The sequence below is a fragment of the Antrihabitans stalactiti genome (assembly GCF_012932915.1).
GTDB lineage: Bacteria > Actinomycetota > Actinomycetes > Mycobacteriales > Mycobacteriaceae > Antrihabitans > Antrihabitans stalactiti.
Window position 1 is genome coordinate 36,600 of the sequence record NZ_VCQU01000013.1, and the last position, 16,162, is coordinate 52,761.

Annotated in this window: 16 protein-coding genes and 1 pseudogene; 11 read left to right on the forward strand and 6 right to left on the reverse strand. The window is 64.6% G+C overall.

What is annotated here, in order from left to right; translation table 11 throughout:
* Positions 1-101: 101 nt before the first annotated feature.
* Positions 102-578, forward strand: coding sequence for an Lrp/AsnC family transcriptional regulator (locus FGL95_RS28075; protein ID WP_169593619.1), 477 nt, complete (start codon positions 102-104; stop codon positions 576-578).
* Position 579: 1 nt separating this feature from the next.
* Here FGL95_RS28075 and FGL95_RS28080 read toward each other — a convergent pair whose 3' ends face one another.
* Positions 580-954 (reverse strand): DoxX family protein, encoded by a 375-nt coding sequence (locus tag FGL95_RS28080; protein WP_169593621.1) that lies wholly within the window; start codon positions 952-954, stop codon positions 580-582.
* Between the two features lie 87 nt (positions 955-1,041).
* Between FGL95_RS28080 and FGL95_RS28085 the strand changes: the two genes are divergently transcribed.
* The 5 genes and pseudogenes from FGL95_RS28085 (at position 1,042) to FGL95_RS28105 (ending at position 5,168) form a co-directional block, all read left to right on the forward strand.
* Positions 1,042-1,920: an SDR family NAD(P)-dependent oxidoreductase gene (locus tag FGL95_RS28085; protein ID WP_169593623.1), complete on the forward strand. Its 879-nt coding sequence runs from the start codon at positions 1,042-1,044 to the stop codon at positions 1,918-1,920.
* Positions 1,917-2,939 carry a phosphotransferase family protein gene (locus tag FGL95_RS28090; protein ID WP_169593625.1) on the forward strand — a complete coding sequence of 341 codons (1,023 nt, stop codon included), beginning with the start codon at positions 1,917-1,919 and terminating at the stop codon, positions 2,937-2,939. The genes FGL95_RS28085 and FGL95_RS28090 overlap by 4 nt, the downstream gene beginning before the upstream one ends.
* Positions 2,940-3,026: 87 nt before the next feature.
* Positions 3,027-3,764, forward strand: a complete 738-nt coding sequence (gene lpqN / locus FGL95_RS28095; protein ID WP_169593627.1) for an envelope biogenesis lipoprotein LpqN — start codon at positions 3,027-3,029, stop codon at positions 3,762-3,764.
* An 81-nt stretch (positions 3,765-3,845) separates the two neighbouring features.
* The gene (locus tag FGL95_RS28100; RefSeq protein ID WP_169593629.1) at positions 3,846-4,361 is read left to right on the forward strand and encodes an O-acetyl-ADP-ribose deacetylase; all 516 of its coding nucleotides are present in this window, start codon (positions 3,846-3,848) and stop codon (positions 4,359-4,361) included.
* Positions 4,358-5,168 (forward strand): annotated as a pseudogene (locus FGL95_RS28105) (sulfurtransferase). Before FGL95_RS28100 ends, FGL95_RS28105 begins: the two are co-directional and overlap by 4 nt.
* On the opposite strand, the gene FGL95_RS28110 reads toward FGL95_RS28105, so the two are convergent.
* Both FGL95_RS28110 and FGL95_RS28115 read right to left on the reverse strand, forming a co-directional pair.
* Positions 5,165-5,989 carry a shikimate 5-dehydrogenase gene (locus FGL95_RS28110; protein ID WP_169593631.1) on the reverse strand — a complete coding sequence of 275 codons (825 nt, stop codon included), beginning with the start codon at positions 5,987-5,989 and terminating at the stop codon, positions 5,165-5,167. The pseudogene FGL95_RS28105 and the gene FGL95_RS28110 overlap by 4 nt on opposite strands.
* 14 nt (positions 5,990-6,003) lie before the next feature.
* Positions 6,004-6,717, reverse strand: coding sequence for an HNH endonuclease family protein (locus FGL95_RS28115; RefSeq protein ID WP_240963363.1), 714 nt, complete (start codon positions 6,715-6,717; stop codon positions 6,004-6,006).
* A 79-nt stretch (positions 6,718-6,796) separates the two neighbouring features.
* Here FGL95_RS28115 and FGL95_RS28120 point away from each other — a divergent pair, with 79 nt between their 5' ends.
* Both FGL95_RS28120 and FGL95_RS28125 read left to right on the forward strand, forming a co-directional pair.
* Positions 6,797-9,586: a DEAD/DEAH box helicase gene (locus tag FGL95_RS28120; RefSeq protein WP_169593857.1), complete on the forward strand. Its 2,790-nt coding sequence runs from the start codon at positions 6,797-6,799 to the stop codon at positions 9,584-9,586.
* Positions 9,583-10,356 (forward strand): SWIM zinc finger family protein, encoded by a 774-nt coding sequence (locus tag FGL95_RS28125; protein ID WP_169593633.1) that lies wholly within the window; start codon positions 9,583-9,585, stop codon positions 10,354-10,356. Before FGL95_RS28120 ends, FGL95_RS28125 begins: the two co-directional genes overlap by 4 nt.
* Positions 10,357-10,388: 32 nt before the next feature.
* Here FGL95_RS28125 and FGL95_RS28130 read toward each other — a convergent pair whose 3' ends face one another.
* The gene (locus FGL95_RS28130) at positions 10,389-11,171 is read right to left on the reverse strand and encodes an MBL fold metallo-hydrolase (protein ID WP_169593635.1); all 783 of its coding nucleotides are present in this window, start codon (positions 11,169-11,171) and stop codon (positions 10,389-10,391) included.
* A gap of 16 nt (positions 11,172-11,187) precedes the next feature.
* The gene (locus FGL95_RS28135) at positions 11,188-12,246 is read right to left on the reverse strand and encodes an Hsp70 family protein (RefSeq protein WP_169593637.1); all 1,059 of its coding nucleotides are present in this window, start codon (positions 12,244-12,246) and stop codon (positions 11,188-11,190) included.
* A gap of 248 nt (positions 12,247-12,494) precedes the next feature.
* Here FGL95_RS28135 and FGL95_RS28140 point away from each other — a divergent pair, with 248 nt between their 5' ends.
* Both FGL95_RS28140 and FGL95_RS28145 read left to right on the forward strand, forming a co-directional pair.
* Positions 12,495-13,379, forward strand: a complete 885-nt coding sequence (locus FGL95_RS28140) for a hypothetical protein (protein ID WP_169593639.1) — start codon at positions 12,495-12,497, stop codon at positions 13,377-13,379.
* Positions 13,372-13,968 carry a sortase domain-containing protein gene (locus tag FGL95_RS28145; protein ID WP_169593641.1) on the forward strand — a complete coding sequence of 199 codons (597 nt, stop codon included), beginning with the start codon at positions 13,372-13,374 and terminating at the stop codon, positions 13,966-13,968. The genes FGL95_RS28140 and FGL95_RS28145 overlap by 8 nt, the downstream gene beginning before the upstream one ends.
* 3 nt (positions 13,969-13,971) lie before the next feature.
* Here the strand turns inward: FGL95_RS28145 and FGL95_RS28150 are convergent, their stop codons facing one another.
* Positions 13,972-14,499, reverse strand: a complete 528-nt coding sequence (locus FGL95_RS28150) for a MarR family winged helix-turn-helix transcriptional regulator (protein WP_169593642.1) — start codon at positions 14,497-14,499, stop codon at positions 13,972-13,974.
* Between the two features lie 160 nt (positions 14,500-14,659).
* On the opposite strand from FGL95_RS28150, the gene FGL95_RS28155 reads away from it, so the two are divergent.
* Entirely contained in the window at positions 14,660-16,162 is a 1,503-nt protein-coding gene (locus tag FGL95_RS28155) for a CoA-acylating methylmalonate-semialdehyde dehydrogenase (RefSeq protein WP_169593644.1), read from the forward strand.

The following is a 16,162-nucleotide window of genomic DNA, read 5'->3' on the forward strand; positions in this document are numbered from 1 at the left end:
ACTTCACAGGATCCACGATTATGCGCACTGCGCAAGTGGAAGCAAATCAACTGCGCACTGTGCATGGTTTATGACCGGCGCGGCGTGTCATACTGCGCTACATGACCAGTTTGGACGCGACAGACGCGAAACTGCTGTTGCAGCTGCAAACCAACCCGCGCGCGACAGGAGTCGAGCTCGCCGCCCGGCTCGGATTGTCACGCAATACCGTGCAGGCGCGGCTTGCCAAATGGGACGAAGAGGACGTGCTTGCGCCGTTCGATCGACGTGTCGATCCGCGCAATCTCGGCTATCCGCTGTCGGCGCTCGTGGCGATCGTGTGCGACCAACATCAGCTCGATCCGGTGGTCGACGCACTTGCCGAGATCGCGGAGGTGGTCGAGGTCCACGGGATATCCGGCCTCACGGACCTGTCGGTCAAGGTGGTCGGCCGCGACGCAGACGACCTCTACCGGATAGCCGGTCAGATCCTGCGTATACCAGGGGTCGAACGAACGAACATGGCACTGATCATGCGGGAGTTGGTCGGGCTACGGATGGCCCCGCTGCTGAAGCGGTTGGCGGATCAAGGGCGCTGAGTCAGGTGCCTGTCCGCGTGATGACGAAGACGAGGGTCAGGATGCTGAGCAGCAAGAATCCCAACGGCAGTAGGGCATTGATACGCATGTCGGGATTGCCGTAATCGCCGTAGACGACGCGTTGGCCGGTCGCCCAGATGAACACGAGCCCCAAAATGATGCAGCCGATGAGGCCGAGTAGCGGAACCCAGTAGCCGACGATCAGTCCGGTACCGCCGACGATCTCTGCACCGCCGATGCTTCGCGCCAAATTCTCCGAGATCCCACGACTCCGGTACAGCCGCCATAGCGGGCCCCGCAACTGTGTCAGTGGTATCCCGAACGTGAACGCGCCGGCCGCCAGTGCGACCGAACAGACAATGGCGGCGATCTCCATAGGTGGTTCCTATCACCCCACGGCGCCCCGATGGGCGGCTTTGCCCGCCGCGCCTGCCAGGTCGGTGTACTGGCCTACGATGCAGCCGTGGACATAGCAGGCAAAGTAGCCATTGTCACCGGTGGCGGCGCTGGCATAGGCGAGGCCATTGCACGGCGCATCGCTCTCGGTGGCGGCAAGGTCGTTGTCGCCGACCTCAACGAAGCCGGTGCCAACCGGGTCGCCGAATCCATCGGCGCGAGTGCGCTCGCGGTGGCGGGCGACGTCTCCGACGAATCCGTACTTCGCGCGATGATCGAGCGCGCGGAGTCCGAATTCGGTCCGGTGGACATCTTTTTCGCCAACGCGGGGATCGGTGGCGGGCTCGGTCTGGAAAGTACCGACGAGCAATGGGACCTCGCCCTCGAAGTCAACGTGCTCGCTCACGTACGCGCCGCGCGGCTGCTCGTCCCGAAATGGCTGGAGCGGGGAACCGGCTACTTCGTGTCGACCGCATCGGCGGCCGGGTTGCTGACCCAACTCGGATCGGTGCCGTACGCCGTCACCAAGCACGCTGCCGTCGGGTTTGCGGAGTGGCTGTCGGTGACTTATGGCAACCGCGGCATCGGCGTCAGCTGCCTGTGCCCCATGGGCGTCAACACCGCACTGTTGAATGCGGGCTTCGAAACAGGCGACTCCGCAGGGGCTTTGGCGTCCAAAGCGGTCCGAACCGCCGGTGCCGTTCTCGAGCCTGCAGAGGTTGCGGACCTGGTGATCGAGGCCATCGGGGTAGGTCACTTCTTGATCCTGCCGCACCCTCAGGTGCTCGACATGTACCGCTACAAGGGCGCCGACTACGACCGTTGGATCGCCGGAATGCGGCGGTTCCAAGACGCTTTGCTGGGCCGTGTCTCTCATCCTTCGAGACCCGCCCCAGGTGTTGTCGGGGCCGCTCCGCAAGCTCCGCGGCCAGGGTCGCCAGAATGACGGTTGTCGGGCTCGACGAGGCTGCAGTAACGGCGTGGATCACCGAGCTCGGCGTGGGTGCGATCCCGCCGTTGCGGTTCGAACGGATCGGGAACGGTCGCTCCAACCTCACTTTCTCGGTCCGTGATTCGGGCGGAGCGCGGTGGGTGCTGCGGCGGCCTCCGCTCGGCACGTTGCTCGCGTCGGCGCACGATGTCGTCCGCGAACACAAGATCCTCACCGGACTGCAGGGCACGGACGTTCCGGTGCCGAAAGTGCTTGGGCTGACCGAAGACCCAGCCGTCACCGACACTCCGCTGCTGTTGATGAGCTATGTCGGCGGCATCGTCGTCGACGACGTTGCTGTGGGTGAGACGCTGAGTGTGGAGCGCCGCGCGAAAATCGGCGCGTCGCTCACCGACACCCTCGCCAGCATCCACGCCGTAGACTTGGAAAGTGCCGGCTTGAACGATCTGGCGAGTCACAAGCCTTATGCCGAGCGTCAACTCAAGCGGTGGGCGGGCCAGTGGGAGAAGTCGAAAACCCGTGAGCACCCGGGCGTCGACGAACTTGCAGCGCGGTTGCACCGCTCGGTCCCAGCGCAGGTGGAGACGCGCCTTGTGCACGGCGACTTCCACCTCAGTAACGTGATCACCTCTGCAGAAGACGGCCACATCGTCGCCGTACTGGACTGGGAGTTGTGCACCCTGGGCGACCCGCTCGCCGATATCGGCGCCCTGCTTGCGTATTGGCCGCAAGCGGGCGACGCCTTCGCCGGTCCCTTCATGGCGTCCACGCTCGAGGGTTTCCCGAGTCGGCAAGAACTTGCCGCGGCCTACTTCGCGGCGACGGGGAGAGATGCTGCGGCTCTTGGCTTTTGGCACACCCTGGCGCTCTGGAAGATCGGCATCATCGCGGAGGGGATTCTGCGTCGGGTGATGAACGATCCGCGCAACGCAGGCAAGACGCCACCGTCGAGCAAGTTGGTGGACGACATCATCGAACGTGCGCTTGCGGTCGCCGACGAGGCAGGCCTTTAAATCCGTGCATAGCCAACCAATGCATTTCCAATGACTTGGCTATACGCTGCTCCGGATGTGTGTGGCACACCAACAGGAGACCAATCTATGAAAATCTCGACGAGACGAACCACGGCGATTGCGGCCACCCTGATCGCAGTGACTTTGTCACTGGTCGGCTGCAGCAAGGACGACTCGTCGTCGTCCTCGAAGGACACAACAACAACCTCGGCGGCGGCCAGCTCGTCGAAGACCTCGGCAGCGAAGTCGTCCAAGCCGAAGGCTTCTCCGCGCACGACCGACACGTCGAAGCCGGGCGCGAACAAGACGATCGCCGATTACATTGCTTCGAACAACATCAAGGAAACGCCCGTCAAGCACGGCGACCCCAATTCGCCGACCATCGACCTTCCGGTTCCGGACGGCTGGGAAGTAGCAGGCGACAACGCGCCTGACTACGCCTACGGCGCGATCATCTACACCGGACCAGAAGCCACCGACTACGTTCCGAGCGTCATCGCGATCCTGTCGAAGCTCGAGGGCGGCAACGTCAACGCGAAGGACCTGCTTGCCGTCGCCGAGGGCGAGTTGAAGAACCTCCCCGGCTACAAGGAACTCGGCCCGGGCGAAAACGTGACGTTGAGCAGTTTCCCCGCCTACGACTACGCCGGACTGTTCACCGACGAGGGGCAGTCGAAGGTTGTCGCACAGAAGACCGTCGTGATCACCGGGGCTGACGGCTCCCTCTACGTGCTGCAGCTGAATGCCGATGGGCTCGAGGCGCAGGCCGAAATCGTCGGCACCGCTCTCGAGGCGATCGACAAGGAAACGACGATCACTCCCTGACGCTCGCCGCTATACCTAGATTCCACAATTGTCCGCACGTAGGTCCCCGCCTACGTGCGGACAGCTGTGCATGATGGGTAGGTGACCAAAATCGAAGTGGTCGAAGGCGATATAACGGACATTCAGGTTGATGCCATCGTCAATGCGGCGAATTCGTCGCTGCTCGGCGGGGGTGGTGTGGACGGTGCCATCCACCGCGCAGGCGGTCCGGCGATTCTCGCCGAATGCAGGCAGTTGCGAGCGACCGTCTTACCCGATGGCTTGCCGCGAGGCGATGCAGTGGCAACCACGGCTGGAAAGCTGCGTGCTCGCTGGGTGATTCACACAGTCGGTCCGGTGTACTCACGGACCGAAGATCTGTCGCACGTGCTGCGGTCGGCGTACACGCGAAGCCTCGAGGTCGCCGATGAATTGGGCGCTCGCACGGTCGCATTCCCACTGATCTCCGCGGGTGTCTACGGCTGGCCTGCCGACGACGCTGTTCGCCAAGCGGTCGGTGCTGTGCGGAGCGCGAACACTGCAGTCGAGCACGTGACCTTCGTTGCGTTCGGCTCGGCCATGGCGCGGCTGCTGCGATCGGAAGTAGGTCCGTCATGACCGATGTACTGATCTCGGTCGAGGAGTTGGCCTCGTCGATCGACGAGGTCGTGCTGCTCGACGTGCGGTGGGCACTCGGCGACCCCGACGGCTATCGCCACTATCTCGAAGCGCACATCCCGGGCGCGGTCTTTGTGGACCTCGAAACCGAGCTGGCCGACCCACCTTCGCCGGCGGCCGGGCGGCACCCCCTGCCGTCGTTGGACGCGTTGCAGGCGAGTGCGCGCGAGTGGGGGATCAACGACGGTGATGCGGTCGTCGTGTACGACGCGACAGGCGGGATGGCAGCCGCACGCGCGTGGTGGTTGTTGCGGTGGGGAGGCCAGGCCGACGTACGCATCCTCGACGGTGGGCTGCCTGCGTGGATTGCTGCCGGCAACCCCACTGGCGCTGGCGTGCAAGGACTTCCAGCGGTCGGCAACGTGACGCTCGAGGGTAGCGGCATGCCGACGATCGATGCAGACGGCGCGCAGTCGTGGCAAGGCGTGCTGCTGGACGCGCGGGGGGGGCGAGCGGTACCGCGGCGAGGTCGAACCGGTCGATCCCAAAGCCGGTCACATCCCTGGTGCCCGCAGCGCTCCGACCACTCAGAACATCGACAACTCAGGCAGATTCAAGTCCGAGGCGGCGCTGCGCGAACGGTTCGCCGACATCGCCGGACCCGTAGCGGTGTATTGCGGGTCCGGCGTCACCGCGGCGCACGAAATCGCGGCGCTCGCCATCGTCGGCATCGACGCTGCGCTGTATCCGGGTTCGTGGTCGCAATGGAGCAACGACCCGACTCGGGATGTTGCGATCGGCCCTTAGGCCTGCCGGGAATACGCGGACGCTCGGGAAATCTGGTCGGGGGTGGGTCGAACTCCGGTGTAGAGGTCGAATTGCTCGGCGGCCTGCAGGGCGATCACTTCGGCTCCGGTGATCACCACCTTGCTGCGCTGGAGGGCGGCAAGTACGAGCGGCGTATTCGATGGTTTGGCGACGACGTCGAACACGACTTCGGCCGCGTCGATTGCATTCTCGGTGAAGGGCCGGGCAGTCGATTCGGGGCCGCCCTCCATGCCGATCGGCGTGGCATTGACGAGTAGCTGTGCGGGTGTGGTGAGCGACTGCGCCCACGACGCACCGTACTGCTCCGCGAGCGCTCGGCCCGCGGCGGCGTTGCGGGCAATGACCGTGCCGTTGGTGAATCCGGAGTCGTGCAGCGCCGCCACTACCGCCTTGGCCATGCCGCCGCTGCCCGCGACCGCATAGGAGAGTCCGGTGTCGACTGCGTTCTCCTGCAACAGATTCACGACAGCCTGGTAATCCGTGTTGTAGGCATGCAGCTCACCGTCTTCGTTCACGATGGTGTTGACCGACGCGATAGCGGATGCCGACGGATGCATCACGTCGAGGTATTGGATGCACTCTTCCTTGAAGGGCATCGACACCGAACAGCCACGAATACCGAGGGCTTTCACACCGCCGATCGCTGCAGCGAGGTCGGTCGTCGTGAACGCCTTGTACAAGAAATCGAGGTCGAGTTCGTTGTACAGGTAATTGTGAAATCGAGTGCCGATATTGCTCGGTCGCGCGGCCAGCGAGATGCACAGGGTGGTGTCTTTACCGATCAATCGGGAGTGGTCCACGTCCCTACGGTAGTTCAGCTGCAGCCCTTTGCAATGCGGGTGAGTACCCGCCGGTCGTCCGACGTGATCGGCAGTTGGTACTGGACTGCGACGGTCAGATACTTCCCAGCGTAAAAGCAGTGGTAGGCGCCGGCGGGCGGCAGCCAATCAGCAGGTGTGCGATCGCCTTTCGCCTGGTTGATCGCGCCCGAGACCGCTAGCAAGTTGTACTGGACATCGTTCGCGAACCGCATTCTGCGGTCCAACGGCCAGGTGGACGCGCCCATGTCCCAGGCCGCAGCAAGCGGATAGACGTGGTCGATCTGGACGTCGCCGGCGCTGGCTTTGGCGAACTGTGCGTTTTCGCCCGAGTACGGGTCGGCGAGCTTGCCTGCGAGGACGACGCAGTTGTGCGTGCCCGGCCGAAATTCGACCGCGGTGAGTTGTGCGGCAAGAACGTTGTTGCGGGTGTCGCAGCCGTCGTGACCGCCTGGGGCATCGGTGTCGTCGGTCCATGCCGGACCGAATACGCAGCTCTTCCCGCTCTGGCAGCTGCGTTCGTAGCCGCCGGGGTGCGGACGTTTGGGGACTTCGGTGACACGGGTGAGCAACTCCTCCAGCTGCGCACGCAGCGGACTGCCTGGGGCGGGTGGTTCGACGCGCCGTGCAATGACCGTGCAACCGCCGAATACGAGCAGCAGAACGCACCAACCCGCGATCCACATTCGACGCTTCGACGCGTCCCTCATCGGCTGAGCCCCCTTTGCAGTGAGCACAGTCTGCATGACGCCACCGACAGGCTCTGGGCGAGCGTGGTTGGATGGTTCGATGCTGCATGGGCTCTGGTCACCGGGGGCCGGCCTGCTGCTGTGGCGCGACGAAGTCGACGACATCGTTGCAGACCGAGCGCTCGCGCACATTTCACGAACGGGCAAGTTTCGCCGCCGTATCGATGTGCTGCGGCCAACCGCGGACGGTGTGACGACGGTCGGCATGTTGGCGCAGGCATGTGCGCCTGCATCGGCTGCGGACCTGCTCTTGGCGTCGCATTCGGACGGCGGACTCGCGGGCGATCTGCGCTATCTACGCCACGTCGCCCGCGGCATCGACAGATGGGTCCGGGCTGGGCGGATGGTGCCCGAGGTCTATCGCGCCGAAGGGGAGTGGTGGCCGCGCTGGCGCCTTCTCGGCGGCGAGCGACAGCGCGCGTGGCTTGCCGAGTTGGCTGCGGCGATGCCGTCGGTACAGCGTGCTCAGGGGCCCGCAGCGAAGGTCCTTGCGGATATGGTCGCCGAACTCACCGACCCGATTGCGCGGCTGGCCCTCGGACCGGCCGACGGGTCGACGCCGTTGGTCGAGGCGCTGCTGTCCGGGGATTCGCTCGACCAGGGCTCCCAGAAGCTCTCGAACGTCCTCGAAGAATGGCGCGGCTCACTGACCGTCGAAGAACCGGAGCTCGTGCTGCGCCTGCTCGAACCCGACGACGACGAACTCGTCGACTCGACGGAAGCGTTGTGGCGCCTCGAGGTCTGCCTGCGGCCCGAAGGTGAAGCCCCGAAACCGGTTCCGGTCAATCGCGTCGATCCGAACCTCCTGCGGATCGGCATACGAAAACTGGGTGAGGCGATGGCCGCGTACCCGCGGCTGCGCGACGTACCCACGGACCCACAGACTCTCGACCTCTTGCTGCCCACCGAAGTGGTGACCGACCTCGTCGCGCACGGTGCTGCCGAGCTGGCGGCGAAAGGCTTCAGCCTGCTGCTGCCCCGGGCCTGGAGTGTGGCGGCGCCCTCGCTGCGGTTGTCCGTGAGCGCTCCGGTTGCGGTCGGTGCGACGCATTCGTCGGTCGGCATGAACGAACTCGTCTCCTACAAATGGGAACTCGCCCTCGGTGATGCCGTGCTCACCGCTGAGGAGATGGCCCGGCTCTCGCGTGCGAAAGGCGACCTCGTCCGGCTGCGGGGACATTGGGTCCAGGCCGATCATCGTGCCCTGGTCAAGGCCGCGAAATACGTTGCCGTGCATTCCGTCGAAGACGGGACGCTCGGTGACCTTTTCGCCGCGTTCGGCTCGTCGGAGCCACCACCCGTGCCAGTCGAAGAGATTTCTGCGACGGGATGGGTTGGGGTGCTGCTGGATTCGACGGCCAGCCCGGTCGAGATTCCGGTGCCAGACGGACTCGATGCGACGCTGCGGCCATACCAGCGCCGCGGCCTGGACTGGCTTGCCTTCATGAGCCGGCTCGGCCTCGGGGCCGTGCTCGCCGACGATATGGGCCTCGGCAAGACCGTCCAGGTGCTGTCGCTGCTCGCGCATGAGAAGGCAACGACCCCAACGTTGTTGGTGTGCCCCATGTCGGTCGTCGGTAACTGGCAACGTGAGGCGGCGAGGTTCGTCCCAGGGCTGCGGGTGTTGGTCCACCACGGTCCGAGCAGGCTGTCCGGAGCCGCCTTGAAGGAGGTGGTCGCAGCATCGGACCTGGTGGTGACCACCTATGCTCTGCTTGCGAAAGACAATGCTCAACTGAGCGAAATGAGCTGGGACCGAGTCGTTCTCGACGAGGCGCAGCACATCAAGAATTCGGCGACCGCGCAGGCCAGGGCCGCGCGGGCTGTGCCTGCGCGGCATCGGATCGCGTTGACCGGCACACCGGTCGAGAATCGGCTCGAGGAGTTGCGGTCGATCCTCGACTTCGCCAATCACAAGATGCTCGGCACACCGCAACAGTTTCGCGCACGCTTCGCTGTGCCGATCGAACGCGAACACGACGAGGCCGCTGCGTCGCGATTGCGCACGATCGCAGCGCCTTTCGTGTTGCGACGGGTCAAGACCGATCCGTCGGTGATCTCGGATCTGCCCGAGAAGTTCGAGATGACGGTCCGGGCGAATCTGAGCGCCGAGCAAGCGTCGCTCTACAAGGCGGTCGTCGACGAGATGTTGCGCCAGATCGACGAGTCGGAGGGAATCGGTCGCAAGGGCGCTGTCCTTGCCGCGCTCACGCGGTTGAAGCAGGTCTGCAACCATCCCGCGCACTTCCTTGCCGACGGATCTGGCGTTCTGCGACGCGGGCAGCATCGGTCCGGCAAGCTCGGCTTGGTCGAGGACATTCTGGACACTGTCATCGCCGATGACGAGAAAGCGTTGCTGTTCACCCAGTTTCGGGCGTTCGGTGAGCTGGTCGCGCCGTATCTGCGCGAGCGGTTCGGCGCCGAGGTGCCGTTCCTACACGGCGGGGTACCGAAGTCCGCGCGCGACCGCATGGTCGACGAGTTTCAGGGCGACGGCGGCCCGCCGCTGATGTTGTTGTCGCTCAAGGCCGGTGGTACTGGGCTCAACCTCACCGCCGCGAACCACGTTGTGCACCTGGACCGGTGGTGGAACCCCGCGGTGGAGAACCAAGCCACGGACCGTGCCTTCAGGATCGGGCAACGCAAGAATGTGCAGGTCCGCAAGCTGGTCTGCGTCGGGACTGTCGAGGAGCGGATCGACGCGATGCTGACCAGCAAGAAGGAACTCGCCGACCTTGCTGTCGGAACGGGCGAGAATTGGGTGACCGAAATGAGCACCGACCAACTGCGTGAGTTGCTGAGTCTCGGCGATGAGGCGGTGGGCGAATGAGTCCGGGCCGCGGGCGTAATTTTCGCCAGTACGGGCAACGTCGTCCCGTCATCGGCGGTGTCGAGGCACGCACTCGCCGTGGCGCATTCGGCAAGACGTGGTGGGGTCGTGCGTTGATCGACTCGGTCGAGGCGCTGGCGGATGCGGGCCGACTGACCCGCGGTCGGACGTATGCGCGTGCGGGGCAGGTCGTGTCGTTCCAGGTCGGGGCGGGCGAGGTCAACGCTGAGGTGCAAGGTAGCCAGCCGCAACCGTTTTCGTCGACGTTCGTCATTACACCGCTCGATGCTGACGCGGTCCGCGAGGTGGTCGACACGATCCGCGCGACGCCAGGCATGCTCGCGGAGATCGTCTCCGGTTCGGTGCCGAAGGAACTGGGTCCGTTGCTGTTGCCGCAGCGCGCGAGTGAGCTCGACTTCGAATGCACCTGCCCCGATTCGGGTTGGCCGTGCAAGCACGTCGCTGCCGTCGCGTACCTGACCGCCGAGCATCTCGACGAGCGCCCCCTCGATATTCTGCTGTTGCGTGGCATCGAACTCGACGCGTTGATCAGCGGAGTCGAAAGCGAACCAGCTTGGGATGCAAGCGATCTCTACGGCGACCGCATCGAGCTGCCAGCGCTACCGACGGTCGAGCGGCGACCGGCGATCGACGACCTCGACACAATGCTGCTGCGCCGCGCAATGCGGTTGGTGTCGGAGGACGAAAAGGTCGTCGCTCAGGCGGTCCGCGAGTTGACGAGGCTCTACGACGGTCTCACCCAGTCGTGAGTCTTTTAGGAGTCTATGGACTCCTAAAAGACTCACGAGGAAATGTGCAGCGGTTCGCCTGCGACCAGCCAATGGACGCGATCGCCGATACCGGCATCCGCGAATTCGGCCTCCGCGACATCGCGGCCTTGGCGGAAGTGTGTCCAGCCCTCGTAGTGGACGGGAAGGATCGTCTTCAGGTCGAATTCCCTTGCAACGCGGACGGCTTCGGCTGCGTTCATGGTGTAACGGATCGGTCCCGAGAGGTACGGGAAACGCACGCCGCCGATGTGGAGCAAGGCGGTTCCGATGTTGTAGCGCGTCGCGATTTCGGAGACCCCGTCGAAATAGACGGTGTCGCCGGTGATCCACACCGGACCGTGTTCTTGGCCGTCCCATTCGAGCAGGAATCCGATGACCTGCCCGACGATCGGTCTGCTCAGGGGCGGTCCGTGCCTGCCGGGCGTTGCGGTGATGCGGACCTGTGTGCCTGCGTTGTCGACCGTCGTCGTCGCCCACGGTTCGAGTCCGACCGCATTGCCGCCCAGACGTTTTGCGGCAGAAGTGGTCGTGACGACCTTGCCCGCGGCTGGTAGGACGGTCCGGCCCACGTCGTCGAGATTGTCGGCATGGCCGTCGTGACTGAGCAGAACGGCATCGATCCGCCCGATGTCGCCCACTGCGATTGCCGGAGCCACCACTTTGCGCGAAAACGTTCCCCAGCCGAAGTGATACAGCTTGCCCGGTGGATCGAACGTCGGGTCGGTGAGAATGCGGACCCCGCCGATTTCGAGCAGCGCGGTCGGTCCGCCGATGTGAGTCACGGAGAAGTCCATGCCGCCAGTATCACAGTCAGGGGAAGGGGGTCTTCGGTATTCCAGCGACTTCCATTGGACTGGGGGAGACGTCGTTGTGTGCGGGCTCGTCGGTCGACCGGTTTCCCAGCATCAGTCCGGCAATCGTGGCGGCGAGGACGCCGGTGACGGCGACGGCAGCGAAGATCTTGCGGCGCGAGACCGCTGTGCCTGGCGGCGCTGACGCTCCGATGGCACGAGCGACTCGGATCACTCGGGCTGGGCGATCGCCGGCGAGGGCGACGGCGCCGCGAGCCGAGACGACTTCGGGATCGGCCTCGCTGATCGTCGGGAGATCCAGTGTGGAATTTAGCCATTCCTCGACGAGAGGGTTGCGTGTGCAGCCACCGAGGAGCACGACGGCTTCGGGGGTATCGCCGGACTCTTCCAGCAAGTGCCGGACGAACGACGCGGAGTCGTGGATCCCGGCCGATTGTAGATAGGCGATGTCGCTGCGGGTCAACACCATTCGGTTGCCGGTCACCGGATCTGCTGCGGTGATGATGCGATCGGAACTGAGTGCCTCTTTGTGCTGCCGGCAGGTCGCGACGTCGGAGGCGATGCCGACGTGAGCGAGGTGGTGGTGAATCTGGGCGTCGTACTCGTCGCCGCCTAGGACCGTACTGCGCCGGGTTCGGATCGGCGTTCCAGAGACGCAATCGGCAAGTGTGAGAGTGAGTCCCGAGCTGCCGAGGTCGTAGAGGACGACGGTCCCGGCTTTCGGGAGCCGGCCCGTAAAGCGCAGATAGCGCATCTGCGCGGTCGATTCCTTCACCAGACGGGTTGGGGTTGCGCCGGGTATCGGCACCGACGACTTGATCGACTCGGCATGCATGTCACAGCGGTAGGTGACTGCGATGGCAGTGATCAACTCGCCACGTTCGGCGGCCGCGGAGTGCATCGCATCGATTACCGCAGCGACCGGTTCGCCGACCGATGCGCCGGGCCGGCGCGCGACGACGCACTGGTCGATCGGATGCTGATGAGGCTGATCCGAGTGGGCGAGGATCGCGCGGGCGCCGCTCGAGCCCGCTGAAACGCCCAGCACCAGCACCATGGGTCAGATTGTGAACCTTCCGGTCCGAGAATCCAAGACACGAACGATCTCGAGGACGCCTGGCTGGACACCATCAGTCACACCAGTCACACTCGTCACAGCTGAGATTTGCTAACAGATCGGTAAGGAGTCGGTATCAGTGTCATGTCCGGGGGAACTACTTCCATGTAATTCCGAATAGCATTCCCCCGTACCCAGCACGAAAACCTGTTCCTGCCCGTCTGATTCGCCACTATCGGAAAGATACGATGACCAATAATGAGAGAAGGGCGCTGCGCCCCCTCGTGCGAATTGCTGCTATCGCCTTCGTCGGCGTCGGTATGTCCTTCACCTCCGGGGGATTGGCGGCCGCAGACGGCGGGCAGAACGTTGCACCCGCGCCAGTTGCGCCCATGCCAGTACAGACCTACGCCTGCGCGGCGGCCGAGGAGTCGGCCAAGGCGGCGGACGCTGCACAGATAGCGAAGAACACCGCAGACCAGAAGGCCACCGAAGCTGCGAGGAATGCCACCGCGACGCGGACTGCCGCAACCAGCGGGTTGGCCGAGCACGTCCCGTACGAGAAGCAAGCCGTCCTCGACGCGGCTGCGACCAAGGCGTGGAACGAAAATCAGGCTGCGATCGAGACCGCGCGGACCGCGACCGACAACTTGAACGCTGCCAACATCAAGGCCGCGGAACTCAAGTCGTGCGCACCGGCTGGGCCGTACTCGATCCCGGCCCTCGCTCCGGTCGGTGTCTTGCCGCCCGCGGTCGCGGCATTGGCACCACTCGTGCCTGCCCTCGCACCCGTTGTGCCCGCCGTCCCGGCCGCGATTCCCGCGACTGTTCCCGACGTTCCGATGGTCGGCGGACTAGGCAACCAGACGGACACGCCCGTCGCAGGTCTCGGTTCGGCGAAGGCGGGTGTCGATACTCCGGCCGCTGAAGTGCTCACCGGACGCAATCCGAGCGATGTATTGATCGGCGCGACAACCGAATTGCTGCGCTGGGCAGTAGGCATCGGCGGAATTCTCTTGGTCGTGTTCGGCACCCAGTGGGCACTCGTGCGGCGACGCGCGGTGGCTTCGGGTGAGGCGCCGTCAACCGACTTGCTGGGAGCCGTGCGCCACTGGCTTGGACGGCGTGGGTAAGCCACTCGCCGCGATTGTCTTGGGAGTGCTGCTGATCGGTACCTGGTTCGCCCAGCCGATCAGCAGCACTTCTGCGTTGACGCCCCGGCGAGCTGCGGTGCAGTACACGCCGCCGGGCATGGTTACCGAAGGTGTTGTGCCCCAAGCTGCTCCGACCTGGATTGCCATCGAACCCGGCGTATTGGCCAGGACGATGCTCGATCCTGCGGGCGTCCGGGCTGTCAACGGTGTGGTGGTCCCGGCAGACAACCGGCCGGTGTTTCGAACCGACAGCAACGAACCCGGTACCGATTCGCCGGGAACGTCGTTCATCGTCGGCCACAACTACGTCGACCAGTCGGGCGAGTTCATTCCGTTCTCGGCGCTCGAGAAGGTTGCCGTCGGCCAGTCGATCGTTCTCGGTACGCCGAACGGGACCCTGGTTTATGCAGTGCGACAGGTGATTCGGGTGCCGAAAACTCAGCTGGACGCGCGGACCGACCTGGTCGAGAACGTGCCGGGACGACTCATCTTGGCAACCTGCGACACCACGGCCGATGGTCGTGACACGACGGACAATCTGGTGGTCATTGCCGCTCTTGCTACCTGACGATCACGCCGGTGGCCAGCCGCCCGAGGCGAAATCGCCGGCGGCAAGCCGCAACTCGGCCAGGATCCGCACCAGCTCACTGAGCTTCTCGGCGTCGAGCCCGGGCTGACCGAAGACCTTAGCATTGAGTTGTTCGGTCGCCTCCAGCGCCAACGCCCTTCCAGCTTCGGTGATTTCGATCAGTGTGGCTCGCCGGTCGCTTGGATGGGGCACGCGCTTGACCAGACTCGCAGCTTCGAGGCGGTCGACGGCGTTGGTGACGCTCGTCGGGTGAACCTGCAGCCGTGCACTCGCTTTCGCCATAGGCAGCGCGCCGGTCCGGCTGAAGCTCAACAGAGTCAGCAACTCGTACCGCGCAAACGTGAGGCCGGTGGGCTTCAGCACCTCGTCGACTCGCGCCATCATGATCTGCTGTGCTCGCATCACCGAGGTCACCGCTGCCATGCCGTCGGCGACCGCGCCCCAGCCGTGGTCGGTCCACTGGCGGTGGGCCTCCTCGATCGGATCGCGGGGCAACGGGGTCGGCGGCATTCTTGCATGATCGCACGTGCGCCCGGAAGGTCGTGATTTTCGGCCGCAGACGGAGAACAATGAAGTCTGGCTGGATCGGGCATCTAGACATACATGGACATCCAACTATAGGATGACAACGGATAATAGCTGGTAGTCGAGAGGGAACGGGTACGAGGACATGGCACGTGAGTTGACGCACTTCATCGGTGGAGAGCATGTTGCAGGAACGTCGGGCAAGTTCGGAGATGTGTACGACCCGAACACCGGGCAGGTCCAGGCGCGTGTGCCGCTGGCCACGAAGGCGGAGGTCGAGGCAGTAATCGCCAACGCCGAAGAGGCGCAGAAAGAGTGGGCGACCTGGAACCCGCAGCGCCGCGCTCGCGTACTCATGAAGTTCCTTGCCCTCGTGCAGGACGAAATGGACTCGCTTGCCGCGCTGCTCTCCTCCGAGCACGGCAAGACGATCCCGGACGCCAAGGGCGACATCCAGCGCGGCCTCGAGGTAGTCGAGTTCGCCGTCGGCATCCCGCATCTGCTCAAGGGTGAATACACCGAAAGCGCTGGTGGTGGCATCGATGTCTACTCGATGCGGCAGCCGCTCGGCGTGGTCGCCGGCATCACCCCGTTCAACTTCCCGGCCATGATTCCGCTCTGGAAGGCTGCTCCCGCGATCGCCTGCGGCAACGCATTCGTCCTCAAGCCGTCGGAGCGCGACCCCTCGGTCCCGCTGCGCCTCGCTGAGCTGTTCCTGCAGGCAGGGCTGCCCGCCGGCGTCTTCAACGTCGTCAACGGCGACAAGGAGTCGGTCGACGCGCTCCTCCACGACCCGCGCGTCAAGGCCGTCGGTTTCGTCGGCTCGACCCCGATCGCGCAGTACATCTACGAAACCGCAACCGCCAACGGCAAGCGCGCACAGTGCTTCGGCGGCGCCAAGAACCATGCAATCGTCATGCCGGATGCGGACCTCGACGACGTCGCGGATCAGCTCGTCGGCGCTGGTTACGGCTCGGCAGGCGAGCGCTGCATGGCGATCTCGGTCGCCGTTCCGGTCGGTCAGGAGACCGCTGACCGCCTGGTCTCGAAGCTGACCGAGCGCGTCGGCAAGCTCAACGTCGGCCGCTCGGACGAGAAGGGCGTCGACTTCGGACCGCTCGTCGGCTCCGACGCACTCAAGCGCGTCAACGATTACGTCCAGATCGGTGTCGACGAAGGCGCAACGGCCGTCGTGGACGGGCGTGGCTTCAAGCTCGAAGGGTCCGAAGACGGCTTCTTCGCCGGTGCGACGTTGTTCGACAACGTCACCAAGGAGATGCGGATCTACAAGGAAGAGATCTTCGGCCCGGTGCTGATGGTCGTTCGCGCACACGATTACGAAGAGGCGCTTGCCCTTCCGTCGGATCACGAATACGGCAACGGCGTCGCGATCTTCACCCGCGACGGTGACACCGCGCGCGATTTCGCCACCCGGGTTCAGGTCGGCATGGTCGGCATCAACGTGCCGATCCCTGTTCCGATCGCGTACCACACCTTCGGTGGCTGGAAGCGTTCCGGTTTCGGCGATCTCAACCAGCACGGTCCGGATTCGGTGCGCTTCTACACCAAGACCAAGACGGTCACGCAGCGGTGGCCGAAGGGCTTGAAGGAGAACGCCGACCACTTCGTCATTCCGACGATGGACTGA